We start from the raw sequence: 15,470 nt of genomic DNA, 5'->3' as shown, positions 1-15,470 counted from the left end.
TGGCGGACGCCCTCGCCCAGCATCCGATCCCGTCCGCGTGGTCTCCAGCTGCATGTCCGGGCGCGCGCGATCGAATTCCTCGACCCGTGGCTTAGCCGATCGGGATGGCTTCGTGGACCAGTCCACATGGACTGGTCCATGACCCGTGACGGCGCCTGTGCGGTTGCTCTAGACAGGATCCGCATGGCGCAGGAAGCAATCCTCATCATCGATGACCACGCGCTGTTCCGGTCCGGCATCGTCTCGATGCTGTCGACGGCGTTCGATGAGATCCCGGTTCTCGACAGCCCATCGCTGCACGAGGCGCTCGCCATCGTGGCCGTCGTCCCGACGATCGTCCTCCTCGACATCCAGTTGCCGGGCATCGGCGGGCTCGAGGGGATGGGCCTGCTGCAGCAACGCTGGCCGGCCGCCCGGATCGTCGTCGTGTCCGGCCTGGATCTGCCCGATACCGTCAGCACGGCGCTGGCGCAGGGCGCCTGCGCGTTCCTGTCCAAGACCGACCGCCCCGAGCGGATGATGACGGTCCTGCGCGAGATGCTCGCCCGGTCGTCCGCGGTCCCGCGGGTCGGGGGCGCCCTCTGCCCGACGCTCACGCCGCGGCAGGCCGAGGTGCTGACCCTCGTCGGGCGCGGATTGTCCAACAAGATGATCGGACGCAATCTCGGTCTGTCGGAACACACGGTCCGCGGCCACGTGCAGGGTCTGCTGTCGGTCCTGGGGGTGACCCGGCGCGCCGAGGCGGTGTTCAAGGCGCAGCAGTTCGGCCTGATCCGATGAGCCCGTCGCAGGAGGAGCGGATCGCGGCCGAGCAGTTGCGCCTCGTCCTGGACGGCGTCACGCAGTCGGTCGCCGTCGGTTTCCTCGTCTCGACGCTCATGCTGGCCGTGCTGTGGAGCCTGGTGCCCCACGCCGTCCTGCTGAGCTGGTACGGCGCGTTCCTCGTCGAGCGGTTCGGGGCGGCCGCCTACGCGCGTCGTGTCCGCGCCGCGATCGGCGAGCCCGACCGCGCCCGCCGGGTCGAACGGGTCATCTTCCTGAGCAAGATCGTCGAGGGCGCGATCCTGGGATCGCTGATCTGGATCGCGCTGCCGCTCCAGGTCCCGGCGGTGAGCATCCTGACCATGTCGCTGCTGGGCGCGACCTGCAGCAACGGCGTCTCGCTCCTGGCGCCGCGGCGGCACCTCTACCTCGCCCTCGTCGTGCCCGTCGCCGTCCTGGCCGCGGGAACCCTCTGGTCGCTCGGCGGCGCGCCCTACCGCGCCCTGGCTGTTTGCTCGATCCTCTTCGTGGTCGGGCAGTACGGTCAGGTCGTGCTCGCCAGCCGCCGCGTGCGGGAATCGATCGAGCTCCGCTTCGAGAACGCGGCCCTCGTGGAGCAGCTGCGCGCGGAGACCGCCGCGGCGCACCGGGCCCGCCGCGACGCCGAGCACGCCAACACCGCGAAGTCGCAGTTCCTCGCGGCGGCCAGCCACGACCTGCGCCAGCCGGTCCACGCCCAGGGCCTCTTCCTCCAGGCGCTGAGCCAGACGGATCTCGCCGCGCCGCAGCGGCGAATCCTGCAGAACGCCCAGACCGCGAACGTCGCGTCGACCGACATGCTCAACACGCTTCTGGACTTCTCGCGCCTGGAGGCCGGAGTCATCACGCCGCGGCCCCGCGCCTTCGAGCTCCAGCCGCTCCTCGACAAGATCGAGAACGAGCTGGCGCCGCTGGCCGACGCCAAGCGCCTGATCTATCGGACGCCCCAGACGGACCTGGCGATCGTCTCGGACCCGGCCCTGCTGGAGCTGGTCCTGCGCAATCTCGTCCTCAACGCCATCCGGTACACCGAGCGCGGCGGCGTCCTCATCGGCTGCCGGCGCCGGCGCGCGGGCGTGTCGATCGAAGTCTACGACACCGGGATCGGCATCCCGGTCGACAAGCGCGAGGACATCTTCCGGGAGTTCTACCAGCTCGGGAATCCGGAGCGCGATCGTCACAAGGGTCTGGGGCTGGGACTCGCGATCGCGCGCGGGATCGCCGCCTCGCTCGATCACTCGCTCTCCCTCTCGTCGAAGGTGGGGAGCGGCAGCGTCTTCCGCATCCTCGTCCCCCGGACGCTCGATGCCGGGCGGGACGCCAGGCTCGACGACGCGCCCGCGGCCGCCATCGCGGAGAGCGGCGGCCTGGTCGGCGCCCGCATCCTGATTGTCGACGACGATGCCATCGTCCGCGACGCGATGGTGGCGCTCCTCTCCGGCTGGGGTTGCCTGTGCTGGGCCTTCGAGGACCCGACCGACGTCACCGAACGGCCGCCGCAGGGGCCGCCGCCGGACGCGCTGATCTGCGACTACCGCCTGCGCAGGGGCCAGACCGGCGCCGAAGCCATCGCGACGCTGCGGCAGCATTGGGGACGGCCGATCCCGGCGATCCTCATCACCGGCGACACCGCGCCCGTCCGCATGCGGGAGGCCTTGGACAGCGGGGTCCCTCTGATTCACAAGCCGGTCCGGCCCGACCTTCTCCAGAAGGCGCTCGCCGCGCTGATCCCGCCGGGCCGGCCACCCGTCGGTCCCGTGGGCGCGGAGGTTCGGCGCGGACCGGAGACGACGGATCTCGTCCGCGCGGAGGGATAGCGGGCGCCTCACGCGGCGCCGCGGACCCTCGAACGCCCGCCGCGCCGCCGTCGCGGTCTCGCCGCGCGGCCGGCGCCAGCGTCAGCGGGACGGCTCGGCGGCAGCCTCGGTCCAGCTCGGGAGCGGGAAGGTTCGATCGTAGGCGAGATTGAACACGAAGGCGTAGGCCACGTAGAAGGCCGCGATCGCCAGATCCATGAAGAAGGCCTCCACGAGGCCGATGCCGAGATACCACGCGATCGGCGGCAGCAGGATCAGGAGCAGCCCCGCCTCGAACAGCACCGCGTGGGCGACCCGCAGGACGAGGCTCTTGCGCGTGTGCCCGGCGAGCCGCTGCATCGTCCGGTCGAAGCCGAGATTGTAGACGTAGTTCCAGCTCGTCGCGACGAGGGCGCTGCCGATTCCGATCACGCCCATGTCGGCGGCGTGCAGGCCGAAGGCCGCGGTCCCGAGCGGGACTATGAGGAGCAGCCCGATCACCTCGAACAGGATGGCGTGGCGAATGCGGTCGCGGGTGGTGCGCATGGTCTCGCTCTCGAGAGGCGGATTGGTCGGCCGCTCTCTATCTGCGATAAGGCGATCCACAAGTTAGGAAGTATCGGATAAACAGATAGATGGCGGTCTCGCTCGACCAGCTCCAGGCTTTCGTAGCGGCGGCCGAGGCCGGGTCGTTCTCGGGCGCGGCACGGGTGCTGCGGAAGGCGCAGTCGGCCGTCAGCACGCAGGTGGCCAACCTCGAGACGGATCTGGGGCTGGCGCTGTTCAGCCGCGCGGGCCGGAACCCCGTGCTGACCCCGGCGGGCGAGCGGCTGCTGCTGGAGGCGCGCGTGGTGCTCGACCGGCGGGAGCACCTGATCGGTGTGGCGAGCAGCCTGGAGCAGGGCGTCGAGAACCGGCTGGTGGTCGCCATCGACGAGCTCTACCCCGAGCACGCCCTCGGCGCCCTCTTCGCCAGCTTCGCCCAGCGCTTCCCCTTCGTGGAGCTCGAGCTGCTCTTCCCGCTGATGGAGGATGTCAGCCGCATGGTCCAGTCGGGCGCCGCCGACCTGGGCGTGATGTGGCGCCAGGAGGGGCTCCCGACGGAGCTCGGGTTCCGGACCATCGGCTGGGTGCCGCTCAAGCTGGTCTGCGGCCGCGATCACCCGCTCGCGAAGGAGCGGGTGGCGTGGGAGGAGCTGAAGCGCCACCGCCAGATCCTCGTGGCCGCCCGCGGCGACGGGGCGGAGAAGCGCCGTCTCCGGGTCGCCGCCGAGGTGTGGTGGGTGGAGAGCCACTGGGTCATCCTGGAGATGGTGAAGCACGGGATCGGCTGGGCCTTCGTCACCGACCACGTCATCGCCGCGTCCCTCACGGCGCCGTACCTCGTGACGCCCGACCTCCAGTTCGATGAGGGCGACTGGCCGATCGCCCTGGAACTGGTCTGGCACAAGCAGCGGCCCTGCGGCCCCGCCGCGGCCTGGCTCCGCGAGCGTTTCGCCGCGGAGCGCGTCGGGATCCACCCGGGCGGGACCTGAGCGCGGTGCGGGACGGACGCCTGCCGGGCCCCGCCTCGGCGATACGCCGCTGTCGACGGTCCTGACGGGCCGGCGAGATCCCGGCCGTCGAGGACGTCCACCCCGCGAGTCTAGACGCAAAAGACCTTCCGTGCTTCTATCCATTCGAAATTCCTATGGGTCGGCCCATGGAACTCCGGCATCTTCGCTACTTCGCCGCGGTGGCGGAGCATCTCAGCTTCACCGCCGCCGCCCAGAGCCTGGGCGTGTCGCAGCCGCCGCTGAGCCAGCAGATCCGCGATCTCGAAGTGGAGATCGGCGTCAACCTGTTCGAGCGCTCGAGCCGGCGCGTCGTCCTGACCGCGGCGGGCGAGGATTTCCTCGGGAACGCGCGGGCGGTCCTCGCGCAGGTCGCCGATGCCGTCGACCGGGCGCGGACGATCGGCACCGGAACGGCCGGCATCCTCAACATCGGCATGACGAGTTCCGTCCTCGCGGGGCCGGCCGGTTGCCTGATCCGGGCCTTCGAGCAGCGCTTCCGGGCGGTGGACGTGCGCATCCACGAGATGGCGCCGGCCGACCAGATCGCGGCCCTCAAGGCGAACCGGACGGATCTCAGCTTCCTCCGCAGCCCCCCCGAGGATCCGGATCTCGTCGCCCACCTGGCGTGGCCGGAGCGGCTCTGCGTGGCCGTGCCGCGCGAGCACGCCCTCGCCGCCGGTCGCAGTGTCGCGATCAACGTCTTCCGCAGCGAGCCGCTGATCTCGCTCGGCCTCGAGAGCTCGCGCTTCGCGGCGGATATCTACCAAGCCTGCATCGCGCGCGGGTTCACGCCGAGCATCTCGCAGCAGGTCCGCGAGGCCTCGTCGCTGATCAACCTGGTCGCGGCGGGCTTCGGTCTCGCCATCATCCCGGAATTCGTCGGCCGGCCGAGACATCCGGACGTCGTCGTCCTGCCGATCAAGCCGCCCTTCCTGTCGGCGGACGTCTACGCGCTGCATCATCAGCGCCGGAACCCGGTGATCGACAACTTTCTCGGGCTGATCCGCGAGGAGGCCCCGGGCTTGATCGCGCGCTTCCAGAGGCGGTGACGCCCTTCGTCTCCGCACCCGCTCGCCGGCGCCGTCCGCGACCGTCTCCGAGGGGGCGTCCTGCGCGCAGGCGCCATCCCGAAGGAACCCCGAAGCCACCCCAAAGCCACCCCGAAAGCCAACGCGAACCGCGCGACAGCCCGCAGCGGCGTTGCCGGTGGCGTCCCCGGCGGCGCCTGTCTCAATCCTCGACGAGACGGCGCAGCCGGGTCCGATGCAGGCACACCTGTCGGCCGCCGTCGCGTCGCAACGCCCCGTCCTCCTCCAGCTGCGAGAGGGTGCGCGATACGGTCTCGATGGTCAGGCCGAGGTAGTCGGCGATGTCGCGGCGGGTCATCGGCAGCGCGAAGGTGCCGGCGGCGCCGAGGCGGTCATCGACTTCCAGCAGGAAGGCGGCGACCCGCTCCTGGGCCGAGCGCCGTCCGAGCAGGAGCGCCAGGTCCTGCGCGTGTCGCAGGTCGCTCGTGGCCATGCTCCAGAGTCGGCAGGCGACCTCGGCCCGCCCGGTCGCGGCGCGCTCGACCTGTCGCCGCTTGAAGATCAGCACCTTGGTGCTGGTGAGGGCCTCGGCGGTCTGGCGATTGATCTCGCCCTGCCCGAGCCCGAACAGGTCGCCGGGCAGGTGGAAGCCCGTGATCTGGCGGCGCCCGTCGCTCAGGACCCTGTGGGTGCGCACCGCGCCGCTGACGACCTTGTAGACGAACTCGGCCTCCTCGCCCTCTCCGTAGATCTCCTCCTCGCGGGCGTAGGAGAACGGTGTCCCGACGACGTCGGGGCATCCCGCGAACAGGGTGCTCCCCTCGATCTCCGGGACGGGAGCGGGACGGGCTGCGGGCCCCTCCGGTGCTGTCCGTGCCGTGAACTCGGTGCTCATCGCTGCGCTCCTCGCCTGCGTCGGTCGGGACGAGATTGGCAGCGGGCGGGAGGCGGAGAAATTCCGGTCGGAGCCTTAAGGCGCGCCCCTTAAGGGCAATCCCGTAGTCGCGTGTGCCGGCCGGATGCCCGCGGCCGCGGCGGCGACGGGCGCGCCTCAGACGGAGCGCGCCTGGGGCGACACGAAGAGCCGCCACAGCGCGTACGCGGCCAGCGCGGCCACGGCGAGCCCGGTCAGGCCGTGCACCCACACGGGTGCCGTCGCGTCGGCGAAGCCGAGAACCCAGGGCGCCATGGCCGCCCAGAACCCGAGGGCGACGTTGAGGTATTCCTCCCAGGCGCAGGTCACGCCGAGGGCCAGGAGTGCGACCACGGTGATGGCGCCCCCGGTCACGAAGGCGTTGCGCGCGGCGGCCGTCTCGTAGCCCAGATTCAAGTACCACGGTGCGAGGAGGAGCGCGACGCCCAGGAGCATGTTGAGCGCGTTCGGGACCATGTCCGCCGTTCGGTTCTCGATCGTTCTCACCGGATTCCCCGCGCGAGCTGACGGCATCGGCGGCCCGATGTCCGGGCACCCGAGCCCTGAGCGACAGACGACCTGCCATCTTTCACGGCCCGAGCATCCGGTATCCGTGCGACCGGTCATTGATCTGGCTCAAGTCGATCGCGGCTTGCCCGCGTGTCGGGATCCGGCAAGCTTGGCGCGGCCGCGGATTTGCTGCGCGCTGTGGGTGGCAGACTCGATTGTCGAGATTGTCGTCGCCGATGGGACGCGCGCGTCGGCGAGATCCGCGTCCTCCCGTCGGACCGGGCGGACGCGGATCTCGGGCGTGGCCACCCTCAGGCGGCGCGGACGGTGGCGAGGAAGCGGGCGACCTCGGCACCGAGATGCTCGGATTGCCGCGACAGCTCCGAGGCCGCCGACAGGACCTGCGAAGCCGCCGCCCCCGTCTCCTCCGAGGCCTGCGCCACGCCGGCGATGTTGCCCGTCACCGCGTTCGTCCCCGCCGAGGCCTGGGCCACGTTGCGCACGATCTCCTGGGTCGCCGCCCCCTGCTCCTCGACGGCCGCCGCGATCGAGGTCGCCACGCTGTCGATCTCCCGGATCCGGCCGGTGATCCCGCCGATCGCCGTCACCGCCTGCGCGGTCACACCCTGGACTTCGCCGATCTGGCGCGCGATCTCCTCGGTCGCCTTGGCGGTCTGCTCGGCCAGCGCCTTCACCTCGGAGGCCACCACCGCGAAGCCCCGCCCGGCCGCGCCGGCGCGGGCCGCCTCGATCGTGGCGTTGAGCGCCAGCAGGTTGGTCTGGCCGGCGATGCCGGAGATCATCCCGACCATGTCGCCGATCCGCGCGGCGTTCTGGCTGAGCGCCTGGACGAGGTGGGCGGTCTGGTCGGCTTCGCCGACCGCGGCCTGGGCGAGGTGGGCCGAGCCGGTCACCTGCCGGCCGATCTCCTGCACGGAGGAGCCGAGTTCCTCGGCCGCGGCCGCGACCGTGTTGACGTTGGTGGACGCCTCCTCGGCGGCCGCGGCCACGGTGGTCGACTGGGATGCGGTCTCCTGGGCGGTGGCGGTCATCTGCTGGGCGGTGGCCTGGAGCTCGGTGGCCGAGGACGAGACCAGGCCGACGATGCCGCCGACGGCGCGCTCGAAGCCGTCGGCGAGCTCGACCATGGTGCGCTTGCGCTCGGCGGCGGCGGCCGCGTCGGCGCGGCGCCGGACCTCGGCCTCCTCGGCAGCCTTGCGGGCGACCATGGTCTTGATGCCCTCGACGGCCTGGCCGACGGCCCCGATCTCGTCGCCGCGGGTGGCCTCGCGGATCTCGGCGTCGACCGCGCCCTTGGCCATCCGCCGCAGGACGCCCACGAGGCTGCCCAGCGGCCGGGTGACCTGGACCACGATCACGTACACGCCGTAGGCGATGCTGAGCGCGGCGAGCGCGAGCGCGGCCAGGAGCGCGAGGCGCGACCAGCCGGCAATCGTCTCCGAGCGCCGGAACTCCGCCTCGGCTTCCCGGACCTGCAACGCGGTCAGCTTGCTCAGCGTGGCGTTGGTGGCCTGCATGCTCTTCAGCAGGTCCGTATGGGTGGTCTCGAAATCCGAGGCCGCGCCGGCGGCGACGCGCTTGAGGATCTCGGCCGCGATCGCGTCGTTCCGATCGACGCCCAGCTGCAGGTCCTTGGCGAGGGCCTCCTCCTCCGGGGTCAGGTAGGTCGCCAGATAGGCCGACCACTCCTTGTGGAGCTTCGACAGATCGCGCTCGATCTTGTCCTTGGCCTCTGCCGGCTCGATCTGCTTGCCGCGCAGCTGGCGCGAGGCGTCGAGCAGGTCGTCATAGGCGTCGCGGATGATGCTGAACTGCCGGAGACAGACGACGCGATCGTCGAAGACGGTCTTCAGGCTCTGATGGCTCCAGTGGAGCGAGAGATTTCCGAGCGCCGCCGTGGCGAGCAGCACCAAGCCGAGTCCGCCGAGCAGCGAGACGAGTCGCAGTTTGATGGTCATTTTCATGAGGCGGATGTCCAGGCGACGGAACCCAGGGCTGCGGACGCGTCAGCCAGGCTGAGCAGTCATGATCGGGTTGCGTAAAATATACACAAACTGATTAAGATTTATTCCGAAGAGTTTCCCGTTACGGGGTCTGTCATTCGGTCTCCGGCTCGCGATATCGTGCGTGCAAAGGCGGTTATTCAACTTCAAGATGAGGAATCGGAACTGAATCAATCGGAAAGGGCCTCCGGTGCGGACCGGAGCGTCACCGCTCGACGTGGCCGATCGCCGCACAGCGGGCGGCACGCGCAGGGCGGGATCGACCGGTTAGGAACGTCGCCGGTCTCGGGATGGCGGCAGTACGGGCGCGGCCCCGGTCTTGAGGCAGGTCAAGGTCGGCCGCCGCGGACCGCCCCTAAGCTCGGCACCATGACCTCACTGGACGCCCCGCTCCCGGCGAACACCACGCTGCCCGCCGCGTCGTGCCTCATCTACGTCGTGGACGATGACCCGGCCATCCTGCACTCGACCCGCTTCCTCTTGGAGAGCGCGGGCCACCGGGTGGAGACCTTCGCCGACGGACGCGCGCTGCTGGCCGCCTTCCCCGGCCCGCACCCGACCTTCGTCCTGCTGGACCACGTCATGCCGGGGATGGACGGGCTCGCGGTTTGGGGCCGGCTGCGCGACCTCGCTGCCGGCGTGCCCGTGATCCTGATCACCGGCCACCCCGATCCGGGCATCCGGAGCCGCGCCCGCGCCGCCGGCATACCCCTGGTCGAGAAGCCGCTGGCGTTCGACGCCCTGATGGGCATGCTCGCCGCCGGCCCGATCCCCGCCAGCCGCACCCGTTAGGGTCCGCGGTGCCCGCTCGGGACGCCCGACCGTCGGCCCGCCGACGCGGCGGCGGGTGTGGTCGTCGACCCGGCACGGGCAGGCTCCGCCGGATCGACGACAGGCCGGTGGCGGTCCGCCCGACGGCGCTCCGACACTCAGATCAATGATCGCACCATCTAAACGTGCAACCTATCAATCAAGCCGAACAAGATATTGGACCAACGGTCGGCCGTGCGTCTATCTCGCGTCGGAACGAGGGATCACGCCATGTTCGACCTCGACCAGGACTATCCCCGCGACATGGTCGGATACGGCCGGCATCGACCGGACCCGGCCTGGCCCGGGGGCAAGCGCGTCGCCGTCCAGTGCGTCATCAACTACGAGGAGGGCGGCGAGAACTGCATCCTCCACGGTGACGCGGCGTCCGAGGCCTTCCTCTCCGAGATCGTCGGGGCCCTGCCCTGGCCGGGGAAGCGCCACGCCAACATGGAGTCGATCTACGAGTACGGCGCCCGCGCCGGCTTCTGGCGCCTCTGGCGCGCGTTCACGCGCCGCAACCTCCCGGTCACGGTCTTCGGCGTCGCCTCGGCGATGCAGCGCAACCCCGAGGCCGTCGCCGCGATGGTCGAGTCCGGCTGGGAGATCGCCAGCCACGGCCTGCGCTGGATCGACTACCGCGACCACAGCCCGGAAGCCGAGCGCGCCGATATCGACGCCGCCGTCGCGCTGCAGGCATCGCTGACGGGCAGCAGGCCCCTCGGCCTGTACCAGGGACGCACCTCCGCGAACACGCTCGCCATCGGCGCCGCCGAGGGCGGATTCCTGTACCTCGCCGATTCCTACGCCGACGACCTGCCCTACTGGCTGCGGATCGGGGGGCGTCAGCAGCTCGTCGTCCCCTACACCCTCGACGCCAACGACATGCGGTTCGCCACCGCCCAGGGCTTCAACAACGGCGACCAGTTCTTCGGCTACCTCAAGGACACATTCGACGTCCTGTACCGCGAGGGCGAGGCGGGACGGGGCGGCATCATGTCGGTGGGGCTGCACTGCCGCTTGGTCGGGCGTCCGGGGCGGATGGCCGCGCTGGAGCGGTTCCTCGACTACGTGGGCGATCACCCCGACGCCTGGGTGACCACGCGGCTGGACATCGCCCGTCACTGGATCGCGGCCCACCCGCCGCGCGGCGGCTTCCGGCCGACCCGCATGGGCCGCGCCCTGTTCGGCGCGGTCTTCGGCCCGGTCTGCGCCGGGCTGGCCGACGCGTCGCCCGCGGCGGGCGTGGCGATGGCGGAGCGGGTCCACGCGGCCGGACTCCCCGCGGAGGCGGACGACCCGTCCGGCCTGGCCCGGCTCCTCGCGGAGGCCGCGGGCGCCCCGGCCGACGCGGGCGGCCTCCGGACCCGCCTCGCGGCGGTCGTCGCGGGATAGACAAGTCGACGTCGCGACCGGGACTTCGAGGTCCGAACTCGGTCGTGATCTGTATTCAGGTCGTGTTTTCAGCAGTCAGGAGACGGAGAGTTCCAGGTTTTGCATGGCGGTCCCAGCGGGTCGTCAGCGTCACGGAAAAAGCCCGGCAACAGGGCTGCGCCAGTCAGGGAGAAACGCCATGTACGCACAGGTTGAGGCCGCCGGCATCAGCACGGCCGTGTCGGACGAACGGGAAGCCGTCGTCATCAAGCCGAGCTACGATCCGGATCTCGTGAACAAGGATCTGGCCCCGCTGCGCAAGCAGACCTGGGGCACCTACAACATCTTCGCCTTCTGGATGTCTGACGTCCACAGCGTCGGCGGATACGTGACCGCCGGCTCCCTGTTCTCGCTGGGCCTCGTGAGCTGGCAGGTGCTGATCGCCCTGCTCGTCGGCATCGTGATCGTCCAGATCTTCTGCAACCTCGTCGCCAAGCCGAGCCAGCAGACCGGCACGCCCTATCCGGTGATCTGCCGCGCCTCCTTCGGGGTCAAGGGCGCCAACATCCCGGCGATCATCCGCGGGCTGATCGCGGTCGCGTGGTACGGCATCCAGACCTACCTCGCCTCGGCGGCGCTGACGGTGGTGGCGCTCCGCTTCTACCCCGAACTCGCCGTCTACGCCGACGTCAAGCAGTACGGCTTCGCCGGCCTGTCGGGTCTGGGCTGGGCCGCCTTCATGACGCTCTGGGTCCTGCAGGCGCTGGTCTTCTGGCGCGGCATGGAGGCGATCCGCGTGTTCATCGACTGGGCGGGGCCGGCGGTCTACGTGGTGATGATCGCGCTCGCCGCGTACCTCGTCGCCAAGGCCGGGATCGGCGAGATCGGGCTGACCCTGGGCACCGTGAAGTATACCGGCTGGGACGCCCTGCCGGTGATGATCAACGCCGTCGCCCTCGTGGTCTCCTACTTCTCCGGGCCGATGCTGAACTTCGGCGACTTCTCGCGCTACGGCGCGAGCTTCGAGGCGGTGAGGAAGGGTAACTTCTGGGGTCTCCCGGTGAACTTCCTCGGGTTCTCGCTCCTGACGGTCGTCACCGCCTCGGCGACGGTTCCGGTCTTCGGCCACCTGATCACCGACCCGGTGGAGACGGTGAGCCGCATCGACAGCACCTTCGCGGTCGTGCTCGGCGCCTTCACCTTCATGACCGCGACCATCGGGATCAACATCGTCGCGAACTTCGTCTCGCCCGCGTTCGACTTCTCGAACGTGTCGCCGCGGCGGATCTCGTGGCGCATGGGCGGGATGATCGCGGCCGTCGGCTCGATCTTCATCACGCCCTGGAATCTCTACAACAATCCCGCGGTGATCCACTACACGCTCGACGTCCTCGGCGCGTTCATCGGCCCGCTGTTCGGGATCCTGATCGCCGACTTCTACTTCGTGAAGAAGCAGAAGGTGGTCCTCGACGACCTCTACACGATGAGCCCCGCCGGGACGTACTGGTACAGTGGCGGATACAACCGCGCCGCGGTGACCGCCATGATCCCCTCGGCCCTCATCCCCGTGCTCTGCGTGATCCTGCCGGGCCTGGAGGGCGTGGCGAACTTCACGTGGTTCATCGGGTGCGCCCTGGGCTTCGCGATCTACACCGCCCTCATGCGCCGCCCCGCGGGCGCGGCCCGTCCTGCCTGAGGCCGTCCTGCCTGAGGCCGTCCGGACCTGGACCCGCCCCGGTCCGGATCGGAGACACGAACGGCCCGGCGGCGCGGCCTGACCCGCGCCGCCGGGCCCCCGACATCCCCATCCCCGGCCGGCTGCGTGCGGGCCTCTGCCCGGCCATCCGGCCGGCTCCCGCCACCCGAGGGCGCCATGCGGATCCTGCTGCTCAATCCGAACACCAGCACGTCTGTGACCGACCTCCTGGCCGGGCAGGTCGGGACGATGGCGGGCGCGACCGCGACCTTCGTCCCGGCCACGGCGCGGTTCGGCGCCGCCTACATCGCCAGCCGGGCGGCCCTGGCCATCGCCGGCCACGCCGCCCTCGACGCCTTCGCGGAGCACGGCCGGGACTGCGACGCGGTCTTCCTCGCCTGCTTCGGCGATCCCGGGCTGCTGGCCCTGCGCGAGGTCTCACCGGTCCCGGTGGTGGGGATGCTCGAAGCGTCGTGCCGCGAGGCCCAGCGGGTCGCCGGGCGCTACGCCATCGTGACCGGCGGGGCCCTGTGGAAGCCCATGCTCCGCGAGTGCGTCGCGAGCCTCGGCGTCGGTGACGGCCTCGCGGGCATCCGGACGATCGCGTGCACCGGCGGCGAGATCGCCAAGGACCCGGAGGCGGCGCTGTCCGACCTCGCGGCCGCCTGCCGGGCCTGCGCCGAGGAGGATCGCGCCGAGGCGGTGATCCTCGGCGGCGCCGCCCTGGTCGGCCTCGCGGCCCGCCTGCAGCCGCACGTGCCGGTCCCGGTCCTGTGCTCGGTCACGTCGGGGGTGAAGGCGGTCGTCGCCGCCGCGGCCGCGCCCTACCGGCGCCCGCCCGCCGTCGCCGCGGACAATGTCGGTCTCGGCCACGCCCTCGCGACGCTGCTCGCGCCGCGCGAAGCCATCGGCTGAGACGGGGCGGGCGGCCGCCGGCGCGAGACTGGCAGCCGTCCTGCATCGCTCGGAATTCCAACGCCCCGTTCCGGATGGGGCAACCTTGTGGGGCCAGCCATGACGATCCAGGCGCACCACGCGACCGACATGCCGGCCCTCGCGGCGCCCGCGCGCCTGGACGACGCCTACCGCCGGATCACGTGGCGGCTGCTGCCGTTCCTGATGGTCCTGTGGATCCTGTCCTGGATCGACCGGGTCAACATCGGCTTCGCCAAGCTGCAGATGCTGGCCGAGCTCCGGTTCAGCGAGACCGTCTACGGCATCGGCGCAGGGATCTTCTTCATCGGCTACTTCCTGTGCGAGGTGCCGAGCAACCTGCTGCTGGAGCATATCGGCGCCCGCAAGACGATCGCGCGGATCACCCTGCTGTGGGGGCTCTGCTGCGTGGCGATGATGTTCGTGACCACGCCGGCGTTCTTCTACGTCCTGCGCTTCCTGCTCGGCGTCTTCGAGGCCGGATTCTATCCCGGCGTCATCCTGTACCTGACCTACTGGTATCCGAGCGAGCGCCGGGCGAAGGTGTTCGGGCTGTTCATGTCCGCCTCGGCGCTGGCCGGCGTCATCGGGGGGCCGCTCGCGGGCGCGATCATGTCGGGGATGCACGGCGTCAACGGCTGGTCCGGCTGGCAGTGGGTGTTCCTGCTCGAGGGCATCCCGTCGATCCTGGCCGGGATCGTCACGCTGTTCTACCTCACGGACCGGCCCGCCAAGGCCGGCTGGCTGACGGCGGAGCAGAAGGCGCTGGTCGAGGCCGACCTCGCGCGCGACGCCGCGGCCCTCGGCCACCGCGAGCACCGCATCCTCGCCTCGCTGAAGGACGCGCGCGTCTGGCAGTGCATCGCGATCTTCTTCTGCATCGTCACGGCGAACTCGGCCCTGACCTTCTTCGGCCCGAGCGTGGTGCGCGACGCCGGCTTCACCGACCCGCTGACGGTCGGCTGGATCATGTCGGCGGCCTATCTCTGCGGCGGCGCCGGGATGATCCTGAACGGCCGCCACTCGGACCGGACCGGCGAGGCGCGGCTGCATTGCGGGGTCCCGGCCTTCGTCGGGGCACTGGCCATCGCGCTCACCGGCGTCTTCATCGCGGGCGCGCCGGTCCTCGCGCTGCTCATGCTCGGGGTGGCGATCGTCGGCACGATGAGCGCGATCCCGGTCTTCTGGCAGATCCCCGGCCGCTTCCTCGCCGGGTCGGCGGCCGCGGCCGGCATCGCGCTCATCAACTCGGTGGCCAATCTCGCGGGCTTCGGAGCGCCGGCGGCGATGGGTTACCTGCGCGAGCAGACCGGCTCGGTCGCGACCGGCCTCTGGCTGGTCGCCGCCGTCGAGGCCGCGGCGCTCGTCCTGATCCTGGCCTTCGTCCCGCCGGCGACGCCGGAGATGGGTCGGCGCGCCCGGGCCCGCGCGGCGCACGAGCCGGCGTGAACCGCAGCACGAGAGGGAGGCTTTCTTGGAACACGGACCCGAACGACACGCTCTGACGCGGCGCGGCCTCGTCGCGACGGGGCTCGGCGCCGCGGCCGCGGTCTCCGCGGGCCCGGCGCTGGCCCAGGGCACGCCCGCTCCGGCGGCGGCTCCGGCCAATGCTCCGGCCGGTTCCCCGACCAAGCCCGGCACGCTGAACACCGCGCCCGTGTCGCAGGCCGGCCTCTCGCCGCGGCTGACCCTGCACGCCATCGACAATTTCCACGGCACGCCCGGTGCCGGGATGGTCTGCGACCTCGCGATGCACGACGGCACCGGCTACCGGCCGATCCGGACGGTCACCACCGCGCCGAACGGCCGGACCGCCGAGCCGCTCCTGGTCGACGAGGCCTTCAAGGCGGGCCGCTACGAGCTGGTGCTGCACCTCGAGGCGTATTTCGCGAACCTGGGCGTGAAGCTCCCGACCCCGAACTTCCTCGGCCTCGTGCCGATCCGGTTCCGGATCCGCGACGCGAGCCAGCGCCACCACCTGCCGGTGCTGTTCACGCCCTGGGGCTATTCCTACTACCGCGGCAGCTGA

At 70.9% G+C, this 15,470-nt stretch carries 14 protein-coding genes; 10 read left to right on the top strand and 4 right to left on the bottom strand.

Annotation, left to right across the window (positions count from 1 at the left end; genetic code table 11):
- Positions 1-183 precede the first annotated feature (183 nt).
- Both BMY19_RS10670 and BMY19_RS10665 read left to right on the top strand, forming a co-directional pair.
- Positions 184-780 carry a response regulator gene (locus BMY19_RS10670; RefSeq protein WP_056527077.1) on the top strand — a complete coding sequence of 199 codons (597 nt, stop codon included), beginning with the start codon at positions 184-186 and terminating at the stop codon, positions 778-780.
- Positions 777-2,618: an ATP-binding response regulator gene (locus BMY19_RS10665; protein ID WP_100251683.1), complete on the top strand. Its 1,842-nt coding sequence runs from the start codon at positions 777-779 to the stop codon at positions 2,616-2,618. Before BMY19_RS10670 ends, BMY19_RS10665 begins: the two co-directional genes overlap by 4 nt.
- An 81-nt stretch (positions 2,619-2,699) precedes the next feature.
- On the opposite strand, the gene BMY19_RS10660 is transcribed toward BMY19_RS10665, so the two are convergent.
- Positions 2,700-3,143, bottom strand: coding sequence for a PACE efflux transporter (locus BMY19_RS10660; protein WP_020094459.1), 444 nt, complete (start codon positions 3,141-3,143; stop codon positions 2,700-2,702).
- Between the two features lie 89 nt (positions 3,144-3,232).
- On the opposite strand from BMY19_RS10660, the gene BMY19_RS10655 reads away from it, so the two are divergent.
- Both BMY19_RS10655 and BMY19_RS10650 read left to right on the top strand, forming a co-directional pair.
- Positions 3,233-4,132 carry a LysR family transcriptional regulator gene (locus BMY19_RS10655; RefSeq protein ID WP_100251682.1) on the top strand — a complete coding sequence of 300 codons (900 nt, stop codon included), beginning with the start codon at positions 3,233-3,235 and terminating at the stop codon, positions 4,130-4,132.
- A 167-nt stretch (positions 4,133-4,299) separates the two neighbouring features.
- Positions 4,300-5,202, top strand: a complete 903-nt coding sequence (locus tag BMY19_RS10650; RefSeq protein WP_100251681.1) for a LysR family transcriptional regulator — start codon at positions 4,300-4,302, stop codon at positions 5,200-5,202.
- 181 nt (positions 5,203-5,383) lie between these two features.
- On the opposite strand, the gene BMY19_RS10645 is transcribed toward BMY19_RS10650, so the two are convergent.
- From BMY19_RS10645 to BMY19_RS10635, 3 genes are all read right to left on the bottom strand, one after another.
- Entirely contained in the window at positions 5,384-6,076 is a 693-nt protein-coding gene (locus BMY19_RS10645; protein WP_100251680.1) for a helix-turn-helix domain-containing protein, read from the bottom strand.
- Positions 6,077-6,232: 156 nt separating this feature from the next.
- Complete coding sequence (locus tag BMY19_RS10640; protein WP_091978655.1) at positions 6,233-6,571, bottom strand: SPW repeat domain-containing protein; 339 nt, start codon at positions 6,569-6,571, stop codon at positions 6,233-6,235.
- Positions 6,572-6,915: 344 nt separating this feature from the next.
- Positions 6,916-8,589: a methyl-accepting chemotaxis protein gene (locus tag BMY19_RS10635; RefSeq protein ID WP_170862945.1), complete on the bottom strand. Its 1,674-nt coding sequence runs from the start codon at positions 8,587-8,589 to the stop codon at positions 6,916-6,918.
- 408 nt (positions 8,590-8,997) lie between these two features.
- On the opposite strand from BMY19_RS10635, the gene BMY19_RS10630 reads away from it, so the two are divergent.
- From BMY19_RS10630 to uraH, 6 genes are all read left to right on the top strand, one after another.
- Entirely contained in the window at positions 8,998-9,420 is a 423-nt protein-coding gene (locus BMY19_RS10630; protein ID WP_100251678.1) for a response regulator transcription factor, read from the top strand.
- Positions 9,421-9,669: 249 nt separating this feature from the next.
- Positions 9,670-10,833, top strand: coding sequence for an allantoinase PuuE (gene puuE / locus BMY19_RS10625; protein WP_100251677.1), 1,164 nt, complete (start codon positions 9,670-9,672; stop codon positions 10,831-10,833).
- 178 nt (positions 10,834-11,011) lie between these two features.
- Positions 11,012-12,508 (top strand): NCS1 family nucleobase:cation symporter-1, encoded by a 1,497-nt coding sequence (locus BMY19_RS10620; protein WP_020094451.1) that lies wholly within the window; start codon positions 11,012-11,014, stop codon positions 12,506-12,508.
- A gap of 177 nt (positions 12,509-12,685) precedes the next feature.
- Positions 12,686-13,423, top strand: a complete 738-nt coding sequence (locus BMY19_RS10615) for an aspartate/glutamate racemase family protein (protein WP_100251676.1) — start codon at positions 12,686-12,688, stop codon at positions 13,421-13,423.
- A 99-nt stretch (positions 13,424-13,522) separates the two neighbouring features.
- Positions 13,523-14,890, top strand: a complete 1,368-nt coding sequence (locus BMY19_RS10610; RefSeq protein ID WP_091682436.1) for an MFS transporter — start codon at positions 13,523-13,525, stop codon at positions 14,888-14,890.
- Between the two features lie 25 nt (positions 14,891-14,915).
- A complete protein-coding gene (uraH, locus tag BMY19_RS10605; protein ID WP_100251675.1) occupies positions 14,916-15,470 on the top strand; it encodes a hydroxyisourate hydrolase in 555 nt (184 codons plus the stop codon).

The organism is Methylobacterium sp. UNC300MFChir4.1 (assembly GCF_900110155.1).
Lineage (GTDB): Bacteria > Pseudomonadota > Alphaproteobacteria > Rhizobiales > Beijerinckiaceae > Methylobacterium.
Note: the sequence above shows the minus strand (reverse complement) of the source record. Positions and strands in the feature narration are given on the sequence as shown.